This is a genomic window from Mycobacterium sp. (genome assembly GCF_046330795.1).
In the GTDB taxonomy this organism is placed as follows: domain Bacteria; phylum Actinomycetota; class Actinomycetes; order Mycobacteriales; family Mycobacteriaceae; genus Mycobacterium.
Window position 1 is genome coordinate 839,628 of sequence record NZ_JAXLSA010000001.1, and the last position, 15,212, is coordinate 854,839.

Below are 15,212 nucleotides of genomic sequence, written 5' to 3' on the forward strand. Positions count from 1 at the left end.
GAGCCGGACATCAGTCGAACTCGACGAGCGTCAGCTCGTCATTCGCCGAATCCAGTTCTTCTTCGATGGCGGCCTCGGCGACCAGTCCTGACAGTTCCGTACCGAAGGCCGTGGCCAGGGCCTGCGCCGCGGCTGCGTCGATGCGGCGCGCGTCGTACCACCAGTCGACGTGCAGCTGTCCGCGGGACCGGTACACGCGCAGTTCCAAGGCATGTCCCAGACCCGGGACCGCCTCGCGCACCGGCGATTCCGCGTCGGTGTCAAACTGCACCGGGGCTTCGTCGGAGGCGAACGCCGACATGTCGGGGATGGTGCCCGCGTAGGTGAACGCGATGTCGGAGGATCGGACCGTGCCGAACGACCGTGCGGTCGGCGCGTGCAGGTAACGCAACAGCCCATAGCCGATGCCGTGGTGCGGAACCCCGGTGACGGTCTCGTGCACCGCGTCCAGCAGTTCCTGGGCGCCCAGCTCGGCACTCGGCGCGCACCGCAGCGCGACGGGGTACACGGTGGTGAACGAACCCACCGTCCGGCCCAGATCGACATCGGGCCGCAGCACCGAACGCCCCGGCCCGCCCAGATCGACCGCGGCGACGCCGGACCCGGCGACGCCGGCCAGCGTGCGACCGAGCGCCGCCAGCAGCACCTCCTCGACCGCCACCCCGCGATTGCGCCGCGCCTCGTCGACCTCGCCGGTCTCGGCAACGCTCAACACCGACGACAGCCGGACCAGATCGCCCGCAGCAGGACCGTCGGCCGCGTCGGCGACCGGCAGGCGCAGATCGGCCGCGGTCGCGTTGGCCAGCCAGTAGTCCCGGCTCTCCAGCACCGCCGGGTGCGTGGCCAGCCCGGCGCAGCGCTGCGACCACTCGCCCCACTGCGCCGAAACCGGCTGCAGCGTGATGTCCTGGCCGTTCATCCGCTGCCCGAACGCGGTGAAGATGTCGGTCACCAGGATCTCGCGGGACGCCTCGTCGGCAACCATGCCGTGCACGGCGAGGGCCAGATAGGACGGGCCGCCCGATGCGCCGGTGACGAGTGTGGCCACCAGCGGGGGCGCCGTCAGATCCTGGCCGGCGATCAGCTGCTCGAGGATTTCGAACACCGCGGCGCGCTCCTGCTCGCTGCCCGGCTCGAGGCCGCCCGGCAGCGAATCCTGCGCCACCTCAACGGATTCGAGCTGTTCACCGATGTGCTGCTCCCAGATACCCGCCCGCTCCGCGAGTTGCAGCCGCAACGCCTCGTGATGGTTGGTGACGGCGGTGAGCACCGCGCGGACGTCGTCGATCGCGACGTCCGGGCGCAACCGCAGGATCAGCGGGATGCGCCACCGGCCCCGGTCGGCCAACCCCTGTTCGAGGAAGAAGTCCAGGTTCGGTGGGACCGGCGGATGCTCGACCTCGGTGAACGAGTGCCGGGCCAGACCGCCCGCGGCGTAGCGCGCGGTCAGCGCCCTGGTCAACGCAGCGACCGTCGGGTTGTCGTACAGATCCTGTGGGGTCAGCTCGAGCCCCTGGTGCGACGCCGACATCGCGACGCTGATCGCCACCAGTGAGTCGCCGCCGATGTCGAAGAAGTTGGCGTTCCGATCGACCGTCGCGACGCCCAGGCACTGCGTCCAGATCCGCGTCAGCGTGGCCTCCAGCGGTGACCGGCCACCGGCGCCACCCTGCGCGGCGGCCGTCGCGGCCGCCGGCAACTCGGTGCCATTGACCCCGCCCGCCCCGGCAGCCCCGGCACCGTCGGCCGCACGCCCTTCGAACGGCTTGTGCTCGACCCAATGCCGTTCGCGGGCAAAGCGATACCCCGGCAGCGACACCAGGTGCGGCTCGGCACCGGCGTTCAGCGGCGACCAGTCGACGTCCACCCCGGCGGACCAGAGTTGACCCAGGCCCAGCAGGAACGCGTCCCGGTCGTTGCGGCTCTGCGCGTGGTGGCGCATCAGCCGGACCGCGCGGTGCCGCTCCGACCACTTCGGATGCCGCATCGCCGAGGCGGTCAGCGTGCCACCGGGACCGACCTCGACGAACACCTGGTTCGGGTCGGCCAGCAGCACGCCGAGCTCGTCGGCGAACCGGACGGTGGCCCGGATCTGGCGGGCCCAGGTCGCCGGGTTGGTCGCCTCCCCCGCGCTCAGCCAGGTGCCGGTCAGGTTCGACAACAGCGGAATCTGCGGCTCCCGCAGGGTGATCCGGGACAGGAACCCGGTGAACTCCGGCAGCACCGGATCCATCAGCCGCGAGTGGAACGCATGGGACGTCCGGACCTTGCGTGCGGTGATGCCCGCCTCGGCCAGCCGCGCCTGGAATGCCCGGATGCCTTCCTCGGTACCCGCCACGACGCAGCCGCCCGGATCGTTGACCGTGGCCAGATCCACGTCGTCGGAAAGGTATTGGGCGATCGCCTCCGGCCCGAGGGCGACCGCCACCATCACGCCGCGGGGCGCGGTGTGCATCAGCCGGGCCCGCATCGCGACGACCTTGATGGCCGTCGGGAGGTCGAAGACACCCGCGATGGTCGCGGCGGCGTACTCGCCGATGCTGTGCCCGGCCATGGCCGCCGGCACGATGCCGTAGCTCTCCAGCAGTTTCGCCAGGGCGTACTGCACGGTGAACAGCGCGGGCTGAGTGCGGTCGGTGCGCTCGAGATCCCGTGCGCTGCCGTCGAAGATGGCCGCCTTCAGGTCGGTACCCAGCTCGGCGTCGAAGCCCGCCACACACTCGTCGAAGTGCCGGGCGAACTCGGGCTCCGAGTCGTACAGATCGCGGGCCATCCCGATGTGCTGGGCGCCCTGGCCCGGGAACAGGAACACCACGCGCTCTGCGCTGGCGCTGGCGACGGTTCCGTCGATCGCCTCACCGATGAACACGTTGTCGTGCTCCTCGGCGGTCAGCACCTTCGACGCGTTCTCCCGGTCGGCGACCACCGCGGCCATCCGGACCTTGTCCGCACGGCGGCGTTCGAGGGTATGGGCCACGTCGGCCAGCGCGGGCGCGCCGGGACGGACCAGATCCGCGGCCAGCTCGGCCCGGGCCTCGGTCAACGCCTCCGGGGTGCGCGCCGACAGCAGCAGCACCTTGGGGCCGGCCACATCGACGGTCGGAGTGACGGCCGGAGCCTCCTCGAGGACGACGTGGGCGTTGGTGCCGCCCACCCCGAACGCGCTGACACCGGCGCGCAGAACACCGTCCCACTCCCAGTCGCCGTACTCGTTGCGCACGACGAAGGGGCCCTTGTCGATGTGCAACTCGGGATTCGGGCTGGTGTAGTGCAACGTGGCCGGGATGGCCTTGTGCTTCAGGCACATGATCGTCTTGATCAGCGCCGCCATGCCGGCCGCCGACTCCAGGTGGCCGATGTTGGACTTGACCGAGCCGATGTAGCACGGACCCGGCCGGGTCTCCTCCGAGATCTCGAAAGCCTGTCGCAGCGCCTCGATCTCGATCGGGTCGCCCAGCGGCGTGCCCGTGCCATGGGTCTCGACATAGCTGATGCTGGCGGCGTCGACCTCGGCGACCGCGTGCGCCTCGGCGACGACGTCGGCCTGGCCGGCCACCGTCGGCGCGGCGTACGTCATCTTGGTCGAACCGTCGTTGTTGAGCGCCGAACCGCGGATCACCGCATGGATGCGGTCACCGTCGTCGATCGCGTCCTGCAACGCCTTGAGCACCACGACGCCCACGCCGCTGGAGAAGATGGTGCCGTCGGAGCGAACGTCGAACGGCCGGCAGTGCCCGGTGGCCGACACCATCGAGCCCGGGTCGTGCCAGTAGCCGACGCGGTGCGGGACGCGCAGCGACGCGGCCCCGGCCAGCGCCATGTCCGACTCGCCGTTGAGGATGCTCTGGCAGGCCAGGTGCACCGCGACCAGCGACGAGGAGCAGGCGGTCTGGACCGACAGCGCCGGCCCGCTCAGGTTGAACTGGTAGGCCACCCGGGTGGCCAGGTAGTCCTTGTCGTTGGACATCGACAGGTTGACCATGTCGAAGGTGATGCCCTCGCCCATGACCGACTCGGGGTCGTAGTGCGACATCAGGTTGTGCAGCAGGTAGCCGCCGGTGGTGCTGGTCGCGAAAACACCGACCGTGGCATCGATCTTCGGCGGGGTGTAACCGGCGTCCTCGAGCGCGTGGTAGGCCTCCTGCAGGAACAGCCGGTGCTGGGGGTCCATCGTGCGCGCGGCCTGCGGCGTGAAGCCGAAGAAGCCGGCGTCGAATTCGTCGATGCCGCGCATCAGTCCGGCGCGCCGCACGTAGGAATGGTTGGCCAGCGCCCTGGGGCTGACGCCCTCGGCCAGCAGATCGTCCTCCGAGAGGGTGACGATCGTTTCCCTGCCCTCACGCAGGTTGTCCCAGAACTCCGTCACCGAATCGGCGCCGGGGAATCTGCCGGCCATGCCGATGACGGCAATCGCGTTGTCCGGCAACGAATCTGCCGAATTGTCGGTGTTGCTGGTCACGCTCGATCTCCTACTTTTCGCCGTGCGGCGGCACGCTGGCGGGCCGCGGCGCGCTTGTTCGCGCGGTCACGGACGCCGTCCGTGGCCTCGGTGGTCTGCTGACCCTCCAGCCCCAGCTGGCGGGTCAGGTCGGTGGTCAGGTCGGTCAGCGAGGCGCCCTGCAGCAGCAGCGCAACCGGCGGCTCGACGCCGAAGTCGGCGCGGACCGTGTTGCGGATCCGCACGGCCATCAACGAGTCCAGACCCAGCTCGGTCAGCGGCTGATCGACGGCCAGGGTGCTGCCCTTGGCGTGACCCATGATCGCCAGGATGCGCTGTGCCAGCCGCGCGGTGACGACGCGGTTCGCCTCGGCGGGATCCATCTCCCGCAGCGCCTCCGGGCCGGCCCAGTCGTCGTCGGCCGCGTCGACGTCGAGCTCCTCGGCCAGGACTGCGAAGAACCCGATCTGCTGGATCTCCGGGAACGCCGCGGCCGCGCGATCCAACCGCAAGCGGGCCACCCCGACCCGCGGCAGGGTGTTGGCCACGATCGCCGTGAAGGCCTCCATGCCTTCGTCGGGACTGATGGGATCCAGTGCGCTGAAGGTCAATTCACGCGCGAGGCCGATATCCGACCACTGGCCCCAGTTGATGGTGGTGGCCGGCAGACCGCTGGCCCTGCGCCAATCGACCAGGCCGTCCAGCCACGAGCTGGCGGCGGCGTAGGCCGCCTGCCCGGGCGAACCCAGCAGCGAGGACGTCGAGGAGAAACCGATCCACCAGTCGAGCTCCTTGCCCGCGGTGGCCTCGTTGAGCCGCAGGGCGCCGATCGCCTTGGGCGCCCAGACCTTTTCCAGGCTGTCGCGGCTCAGGGCGGCGACGATCTGGTCCTCGAGCACCGCGGCGCTGTGCACGACGCCGCGCAGCGTCAGACCGGTGCCCTCGGCGGCGGCGACCAGGCGTTCGGCCACGCCGGCGTCGGCGATGTCGCCGTTGACGACCTCGATCTGCGCCTTCTCGCCGAGTTCGGCCAGGATCGCCTGGGCCTCCTCGGACGGCTGCGAACGCGCGTTGAGGATGATGCGGCCGGCGCCGTGCTCGACGAGCCAGCGCGTCACCAACAGACCGATACCGCTCAGCCCGCCCGTGACGACGTACGCGCCGTCGGGCCGGACCACCGGATCCTTGGTGGTGTCCAGGTTCGCCCGACCGAGGCGTTCGGCGAACCGGGTTCCATCGCGCCAGGCCACGACATCATCCGTGGTGCCTGTGCCGCCCGACTCGAGTTCGATGATCACCGGCGCGAGCACATCCGCGGCGGCGCCGTCGATGTCGACGAGCGTGGTGTGCAGATCCGGGTGCTCGTAGGCCAGCGTCCGGATCAGGCCCTTGAGGCCGCCGATCGCCGGATCGCCACCCTCGGAACCGTTGACCGCCAAACCGTTTCGCGAGACCACCCACAGTTTCGGCGGCTTGCCGTGCCAACCCCCGATGACCGCACGCACGGTGGCCGCGATGGACCAGGCCAACTCGCGGCCACGGGTCAGCGCGTCACCGGCGGCCGTGCCGTCGAACGACCGGCTGCCGGCGAACACGATCACCCCGGCCGGCGGCAGCGCCGGATCATCGGCCGTGCTGGCGAAGGCCGCCAGCACCTCGGACTCCTTCGAGATGTCCGCGGTGATCAATCGCCGTGTCGCCGAGCCGAATCGGCCGACGAACTCGGTCGCGGGCCCCTCGGTGTCGGTGCCGTCGGTCAGCACCAGCCAGCTGCCGGTGGGTGATTCGGCGGCCGGCCGGGCTGCGGACTCGACCCAGCTGGTGTCGAACACCTTCTGCGACAACGGTAGTGGCACGGTGCGCCGCTGCACGCGCTGCATGTAGATGCCGGTGATCTCGGCGGTGGGATTGCCCGCGTCGTCGGTGACCACCACGCGGCCCTGCAGACCGGCGGCCTCGGGATCGACGGTGTTCAGCTCGGCCCGTGCCTTGGCGCGGCGCCCGACGTCGCCGAACACCCGGATGGCCTCGAACGAGATCGGCAGGTAGGTCGATTCGCTGGAGCCGGCCAGCATCTCGTCCGGGATGGCGGCGGCCAGCGCCTGCAGGGCCGCGTCGAACATCACCGGGTGGATGCGGTAACTGCGGTGTGCGGTTGCTTCGTCGGGCAGGACGATCTCGACCTCGGAGACGCCGCCGGGCAGCCGGACGATGCGGGTGAGCGCGGCAAAGGCCTGGGCGTGGTGCAGCCCGGTCCGGCGCAGGCCGGCGTACAGATCCGCCGGTGCCACGACGGTGCCGTCCGCTGAGCTGGCAGCGACGACCCGGGCCGGCGGGGTGGCCGGGGCGATCGCTTCGACCGTCGCGACCGCGTGCCGGCGCCAGTTGCCGTCCGCGGCGCGCGAATGGATCTCGACGCGTTTCTCCCCAGCCGAACCGAGCAGCTGGGTGGTGACCGGGGTGGACCCGTCGAGGCGGAGCATCTGCTCGACCTCGACGCGGTTGACGGCCACCCGCTCGGGCGGCAGGCCGAGTGCCTCGCAGCCGGCGGCCAGCGCGATCTCCGCGAAACCGGTGGCCGGCATCACGGCCTGGCCGTGCACGATGTGGTCCACCATGTACGGGACGGCATCGGTGCCGACGTCGCCCTGCCACACGTGGTCGCCGGTCGGCATCTCGACATGCTGACCCAGCAGCGGATGGGCGTGGGCCGGCTGACGGGCCGCGGCCGACGCCGACGTCCAGTACCTGACGTGCTGCCACGGCGTGGGCGGCAGATCGATGAAACTCCGTGCACCACCATCGGTTTCGGACCCCGGCGCCGACTTCGCCGACGACCCGAGGTCCGCGAGCTGGGTGTGGAACGAGAGCGTCTCGGGGTTGTCTCGGTACAGTGTCCCGCCGACCTGGACGTCGCCCCGGGGGCGCGCCGACTCCAGGGTGCCGTTGATGGCGTGGGTGAGCAGCGGGTGCGGGCTGACCTCCACGAACGTGGCGTGGTTGGCGGCGGCCTCGGTGACGGCCCGGCTGAACCGGACCGGCTTGCGCAGATTGTCCACCCAGTAGGCGGCATCAAAGGCGGGCACCACGCCCTCGTCCACGACGGTGGTCAGCAGCGGGATCTTCGGCGCCCGCGGCGCCAGATCGGCCAGCTCGCTACGCAATTCGCCCAGGATCGGGTCGACGGTGGGATGGTGCGAGGCGACGTCCACCTCGACGCGGCGGGCCAGCTTGCCCTGCGCGTCGACCACGGCGACCACCGCATCCACCTGGTCGGGCGGGCCGGCGATCACCGTCTGGTTGGGTGCCGCGTACACCGCGACCGTCAGATCCGGATGGTCGGCCAGCAACGCCTCGGCACCGTCGGCGTCCAGTTCCAGTAGCGCCATCGCACCCTGGCCGGACAGTCGCTTCATCAGCCGGGACCGGGTGGCGATGACCTTGAGGCCGTCGGCGGCCGACAGCGCGCCCGACACGACCGCCGCGGCCACCTCGCCCATCGAATGTCCGATCACCGCATCGGGTTCCACGCCGTAGGACCGCCACAGCGCGGTCAGCGCCAGCTGCATGCCCACCAGCACCGGCTGGATCCGGTCGATACCGACCACCGGCTCGCCGGATTCGAGGACATCGCGCAGCGAGAAGCCCACCTGCGCAACGAAGTCGGGTTCGAGCTCGTCGACCGCCGCGGCGAAGGCCGGTTCGGTGGTCAGCAGTTCACGGCCCATACCGGCCCACTGCGAGCCCTGACCCGAGTAGAGGAACACCGTGCCCGGGCCGGTGACCGGCTGATGCGGAGCCACCACGCCCGGGGTGGGGCGGGCCTCGGCCAGGGCCCGTAGCCCGGCGACCGCCTCGCCGCGATCGCGCGCGCACACCGCCGCCACCCGGGCCTGCCGGGGACGATGGCCGAGCGCCTGGGCGACGTCGGCCAACGGCACTTCGGCGCCCGGCCCCTCGAGCCAGTCGCCGAGCGTCTTCGCCCAGGTCGCGACACGCTCATCGGTCTTGCCCGAGAGCGTCAGCGTGGTGACGGCGGATGCCGGTGCGGCGGCCGGGACGGGCTCGGGCCCCTGCTCGAGCACCACGTGCGCGTTCGTGCCGCCGAGGCCGAACGACGACACCGCGGCGCGACGCGGGCCCTCGGTCTGGGGCCAGTCCGTGAGCTCGGTGGGCACGTACAGCCGGGTGGGCGCCGGGTCGATCGCCGGATTCCACTTGGTGAAGTTCAGGTTGGGCGGGATCTGGCCGTGCTGGACCGACAACGCCGCCTTGATGAAGCCGGCGATCCCGGCCGCCGCCTCCAGATGCCCGATGTTGGTCTTGACCGCACCCAGCGCGCACGGACCCTCACCGCGCCCGTAGGTCCCGGCCAGCGCCTCGAACTCGATCGGATCGCCCAGCGCGGTGCCGGTGCCGTGTGCCTCGATCAGGTTCACCGAATTGCCGGCGACGTCGGCGCTGCGCAGCGCACGGGTGATGACGTCGACCTGCGCCTGGGTGTTGGGCGCGGTCAGCCCGTTGGACCGGCCGTCCTGGTTGATCGCCGAACCGCGGATCACCGCGTACACCTGGTTGCCGTCGCGGATCGCATCGGTGAGCCGCTTGAGCACCACGATGCCCGCACCCTCGCCGCGGACGAATCCGTCGGCGCCGGCGTCGAAACTGTGGCACTTGCCGCGCGGGGACAGCATGCCCCACTTGGACATCGCGATCTGGGTCTCCGGGCGCAGGATCAGGCTGACGCCGCCGGCCAGGGCCAGATCGCTCTCGCGCAGCCGCAGACTCTGGCAGGCCAGGTGAATGGTCACCAGGGACGACGAGCACGCCGAGTCGATCGCGACCGCGGGACCGCGCAACCCGAGCAGGTACGCGATGCGGCCCACCGCGACCGCGTGCGCGTTCCCGGTGGCCGAGTAGGCATCGATGTGGTCGGGGTTCGCAGCCGAAATACCTTGGTATTCCGTGTAATACACACCCATCATGACGGCGGCCCGCAGACCCGAGAGCTCCTCCGGGGAGACGCCGGCGTGTTCGAGCGCCTCGAAGGCGACCTCGAGCATCACCCGCTGCTGGGGGTCCATCGCCTCGGCCTCACGCGGGGAGATCCCGAAGAACTCCGCGTCGAACCCGGCGACGTCATCGACGAAGCCACCCCACTTCGAGGCCATCCGACCCGGGGCGAAGGTGTCCGGGTCGTAGTACTCGTCGGCATTCCAGCGGTCCGCCGGGATCTCACCGATCGCGTCCTCACCAGCGGTCAGGAACTTCCAGTACGACTCGGGGCCCACCACCCCGCCCGGCAGGCGGCAGCCGATGCCGACCACGGCGATCGGCTCGGCGGTCGCGATGCGCGACGCCTTGGTGAACTGCTCGTCCAGCGCCGTCTGCTGCTCGGCCGACATGGCCGACACGCGGTTGAAAATCGTCTTGATCACAAGCTGCTGCTCTCACTACGGCCGGGAGCGGATTCCACGCTCTCGAACAGTTCGTCCAACACCCCGCCGCCGAGGCTGTCGGCGTCGTCGTTGGAATCTTGCAGGGGGCTGACCGGCTCTTCGTCCGGTTCCAAGAGTTCGGCCAAGTGGTTCGCCAACTGCGCAATCGTGGGGTGATTCCACAACATCGACGCCGACAGGTCGATCCCGGCCAATTGCTGGGTCTGCTTGAGGACCGTCATCGCCATCATCGAATCGAGCCCCATTTCGGGGAACGGCTGCTCGACGTCGACCGACCGCGCGGGCATCCGCAGCTCATGGCCCAGGATGGCCTGCAGGCCGGCCTTCAGCCCGTCGCGCCGCTGGTCCCCGGTCATCGCCGACCAATCCTCGACCGGCGCGACGGATCCGTCGCCGTCCTCGGCGGCCGGGCCGTCGGCGGACTGCCGGGTGTCGGCCTCGGCAACCACGGCCTCGAAGTAACCGAGGTCGCGGAATTCGGGCGTGGCGGTCAGCGCGCGATCCAGGCGCAGCCGGGCGACACCCACGTGGGCCGGGTGCTGACCCAGCAGCGTCTGCAGGGCGTCCACCCCCTCGGCCGGCGAGATCGGGTCCAGGACGCTCAGCGTCATCGAGGCGCCGATACCGACGTCGGACCACTGCCCCCAGCTGACCGCGGTGGCGGGCCGACCCGCCGCCCGCAGCCAGGTGACGAAGCCGTCGAGCCAGGCGTTGGCGGTGGCGTAGGACAACTGCCCCGGCAGGCCCAGCAGCGCGGCCATCGACGAGAAGCCGACCCACCAGTCCAGCGGCCGGTCGGCGGTGGCCAGATGCATCCGCATCGCACCGGTCGCCTTGGCCGCCCACACGCGTTCCAGCCCGTCGGCGGTGACCGCGGAGACCAGACTCTCGTCGAGCACGCCGGCGGAATGCAGCACACCACGCAGCAACCGGCCGGTCTCCTCGGCCGCGGCGACGAGGCGCTGGGCCACGTCCGGCGCGGCGAGATCGCCACGGAGATAAGCGATCTCGGTACCGGTGGCTCCCAGCTGGTCGAGCCGGCGCTGCTCATCCGCGGACGGTTCACGCCGACCGCTGAGCACGATGCGCCCGGCGCCGCGCTCGGCCAGCCACGTCGCGAAGACCAGGCCCAGGCCGCCGAGGCCGCCGGTGATGATGTAGGCGCCGTCCGGCCGGACGGCGGCGTCCTGGGCACCCGCGGCGACAGCCGCCCGAGTCAGCCGTTCGGCGTACCGGACCCCGGCCCGGCGGGCGATCACGTCGTCGCGAACCGGCGAGGCCAGTTCGTCCAGAACGGCGGTGACCACATCGGCGTCCTCGCCGTCCAGATCCACGAGCGTGGCGCCCAGATCGGGCTCCTCGGCCAGGGTGCGGGCCAATTCGCCCGGGAATCGCCAGGTTCGGATGACACCACGCAGGGCGCCGGCGGTCGGGTCGCCCGACTCGCCGTCCCGAACCGCCAGGCCGTCACGGGTGATCAACCACAGCCGTGCCGAGTTGCCCTGCCAGCCGGCAGCGGCCGCGCGAGCCGCCTGCGACAGCGCGACGATCAGTTCGCGGGACCGCCGCAGCGTGCCGTCCGGGTCGGTCGCGTCGAACCCGCCCCGGTCGATGAACGCGATCATGCCGGCTGCCGGGAGGTCCGGGTCCGCCGCCGCCTTCGCGACGGCAGCGGCCACGGCCGCGTCGTCGGTCAGGTCCGCGGTGATCAGCCGTCGGGTCGATGACTCGAACCGGGCGGCGAAGGTGGCCACCAGTGCCTTCGTCCCGGCGTCGCCGTCGGCCAGCAGCACCCAGCTGCCCGGGGCGGCCTGACCGGCGGCCAGCGGGGCCTCCACCCACTCGGTGGTGAAGGTCATCTGGTCGAGCGAGGTGGGCAGCGAGCCGGGATCCACCGCGGCGAACTCGATGCCGCTGAGTTCCGCGGTGGCGGCCCCGGCGTCGTCGACCAGCAGGATCCGGCCCGGCTCGATGCGGCAGCGGGCCCGCCGGCCCACGTGGCCGAACACCCGAACGGTGGCCAGAGTCGTTGGCAGCTGGACGGTTCCGTCCTGATCGGCCGAAATGGCCGCGGCCAGCGCCTGCAACGCCGACGCCAGCAGGGCCGGATGGACGGCGTACTGCGCGTCGCCGGGGACGTCGTCGGGCAGCGCGATGTCGGTCTCGGTCCAGCCCGCACCCGGTTCGGCCGGCACCGCCGGAACCGGACCCGGGGTGGCGAGCACGGTCGCCACCACGTGCCGGCGCCAACCGGCGGCGGCCTTGGCGTGGATCTCGACGCGGTAGCCGGTGTCGGCGGGCGCGAACCGGGTGGTGACGCGCGTCGGCTGGTCGAGGACGAGCGGTTGCTCGATCTGCAGGTCGGTGACCTCGATCCCCTCCACCGGTAGTCCCAGAGCGGTACGGCCGGCGGACAGCACCATGTCGGCGATACCCGCGGCCGAGAGAACCGGCTGACCCTGGATTCGGTCGGCCAGCCACGGCAGCGCCCGGGCGTCGAGTTCCGTCTGCCAGATGTGCTCGCCGCCGGTGAGCATCTCGACGTGCGGCCCGAGCAGCGGATGCAGATCGGCCACCCGGCGCTGCTGCGAATGGTCCTCGACCCAGTAGCTGGTGTCGTGTTGCCACGGTGACGGGGGCAGCTGGACCGGTCGGCCACTCCCGGCCGGCCGGCCGGGTGCGCCGAGCGTGGCGAGTTGGGTGTGAAAGTACACGGTTTCGTCGTCCACCCGGCGCAGCGCGGAGCTGACGGTGACATTGTCGCCGGATCCGGTGGCTTCGAGGGTGTCGCCGATGTTGTAGGTCAGCAGCGGGTGCGGGCTGACCTCGAGGAACGTGCCGTAGTCCGCCGCGGCGGCGGTGACGGCCTGGCTGACCCGGGCCGGCTGGCGGACGTTGGCCACCCAGTAGTCGGCGTCCAGACGTGGTGCGCTGGAGTCCTCGGTGACCGTCGAGATGAACGGAATGGCAGGGGCGCTGGGCACCAGATCGGCCAGGGCCGAACGCAATTCGGGCAGGATCGGATCCATGAAGGCGGTGTGTGACGCGACCTCCATGTTGACCCGGCGCGCGAAGCGGTCCTGGGCGGCAACAGCGGCGATCACCGCGTCCACCTGGTCCGGCGGGCCGGCGATCACGGTCTGGCGCGGCGACAGGTAGCCGGCGATGCTCACCCCGGAATGTCCGGCGATGAGCGCTTCGGTGGCCTCGGCGTCCAGTTCGACCAGCGCCACCGCGCCCTGCCCGGCCATCTTCGACATCAGCTTGGACCGGAACCCGATGACCTTCAGGCCGTCGGGAACCGTCAGCGCACCGGAGACGACGGCCGCCGTCACCTCGCCCATCGAGTGACCGATCACCGCCGCGGGTTCGACGCCGTAGGAGCGCAGCAGCGTGGTGAGCGCGAGTTGCAGGCCCATGATGACGGGCTGGACCTGGGCGTCGCCGCTGATCTCGGTGCCCTCGGTCAGGATCTGCTTCAGCGAGAACCCGACGTGCTCGGCGAACACCGGCTCGAGCTCGTCGACCGCCGCGGCGAACACCGGCTCATCGGCCAACAGCTGCCGGCCCATGCCCGGCCAGTGCGAGCCCTGACCGGAGTAGACGAATACCCGGCCACCGGCGATGGGCCGCAGGTGCGGGTCGACGACGCCGGGCGCGGAATCTCCGGTGGCCAGGGCCTTCAGGCCGGCGATCGCACCGGCCCGATCCCGCGCACAGACCCCCGCCACCGTCTTGAACCGACTCCGATGATGCGCCAACGTATGCGCGACATCCGCCAGTGCCGTGTCGGATCCGGCCCCGTCGAGCCACTCCGCCAACACGCCCGCCTGTGCCGCGACCCGGGCCGCCGACTTCCCCGAAAGAACCAACGACGACACCACCGGCGCCGCAGCAGCCGGCGCAACCTCCGCGTCCGGCGCCTGCTCCACGATCACGTGCGCATTCGTGCCGCTGACGCCAAAGGACGACACCCCGGCCCGACGCACCCGATCCACCGCCGGCCACGCCAGCTCCTGCGCTGCAATGGTGAACTTCGCCGCGCCCGGACCCGCATGCGGCGTCAGGGCGTCGAAGTACAGATGCTTCGGGATCACGCCGCGCTGCACGCTGAGCACTGTCTTGATGAACCCGGCCACCCCGGCCGCCGACTCGAGGTGGCCGATATTGGTCTTCACCGATCCCAGCACCAACGGTGCCGAGTCGCCACGATCACCGAAAACCGCTGCCAGCGCGTCCAATTCGATCGGATCACCCAGCTGGGTACCCGTCCCGTGCGCCTCGACGTAATCGACCTCGGCCGGCGTTACGCGCGCCGCGGCCAGTGCCGACCGCATCACCGCCTGCTGCGCCGGACCCGACGGAACCGTCTGCCCACTGCTGGGACCGTCCTGGTTGACCGCGGTTCCGCGCACCACGGCCCAGATGTTGTCGCCGTCGGCCACCGCGTCACGCAGCCGCTTGAGCACCACCACCCCGGCGCCCTCACTACGCACATACCCGTCGGCGGCCGCATCGAAGGTCTTGCAAAGACCGTCCGGCGCCAACATGCCCCACTGGGAGCACGCGATGAAGTTGTCGGGCAGGAGATTCAGGTTCACGCCCGCGGCGATCGCCCGATCGGTCTCACGCCGACGCAGGCTCTGCACCGCCAGGTGAATCGTCACCAACGACGACGAACACGCCGTATCCACCACCACCGCGGGACCCTGCGCGCCCAGGAAGTACGACAACCGGCCCGCCGCGAAGTTGGAGGCGTTGCCGAAGGTGATGTAGGGGTTGACGTCCTCGGGGCCGCCTTTTCGCTCGTAGCCGAGCGCGATGTAGTCGGTGGTGGTGAGCCCGACGAACACGCCGGTCTGCGAACCGCGGATCTGCGTCGCGGTCACCCCCGCGTTCTCCAGCGCCTCCCAGGTGACCTCCATCAGCAGTCGCTGCTGCGGATCCATCCCGATGGCTTCCCGCGGCGAGATGCCGAAGAACTCCGCGTCGAACTCGTCGGGCTGCCACGACGTCAGGAACCCGCCCTCGCGCGTGCACATGGTGCCCGGGACGGGCTGCTCCGCCGAATAGAATTCCTCGACATCCCAACGGTTTTCGGGAACCCGCACCACACCGCTGGCACCGTCGCGCAGCAACTGCCAGTACTGCTCGGGGTCGTTGACGCCGCCGGGCAGGCGACAACCGATGCCGACCACCGCGATCGGCTCGGTGTCCCCCTCCTCCGCGATCTGCAGACGCTCGGTCAGGTCATCGATCTTGCGCAGCGCATCGGCAATGATCGATCGACGATCCGGGGCTGCACTCGACATCGC

At 70.8% G+C, this 15,212-nt stretch carries 3 protein-coding genes; all 3 read right to left on the bottom strand.

The genetic code is table 11. The annotated features are described in order from the left end of the window. Positions 1 to 10: 10 nt before the first annotated feature. The 3 genes from U0R18_RS04045 to U0R18_RS04055 are packed head-to-tail and all read right to left on the bottom strand — an operon-like array spanning position 11 to position 15,209. Complete coding sequence (locus U0R18_RS04045) at positions 11 to 4,459, bottom strand: type I polyketide synthase (protein WP_526366174.1); 4,449 nt, start codon at positions 4,457 to 4,459, stop codon at positions 11 to 13. Then, on the bottom strand, positions 4,456 to 9,873 hold the full coding sequence (locus tag U0R18_RS04050) for a type I polyketide synthase (protein WP_526367408.1): 5,418 nt from the start codon (positions 9,871 to 9,873) through the stop codon (positions 4,456 to 4,458). The genes U0R18_RS04045 and U0R18_RS04050 overlap by 4 nt, the downstream gene beginning before the upstream one ends. Beyond that, a complete protein-coding gene (locus tag U0R18_RS04055) occupies positions 9,873 to 15,209 on the bottom strand; it encodes a type I polyketide synthase (protein ID WP_526366176.1) in 5,337 nt (1,778 codons plus the stop codon). Before U0R18_RS04055 ends, U0R18_RS04050 begins: the two co-directional genes overlap by 1 nt. Between the last annotated feature and the right edge of the window lie 3 nt (positions 15,210 to 15,212).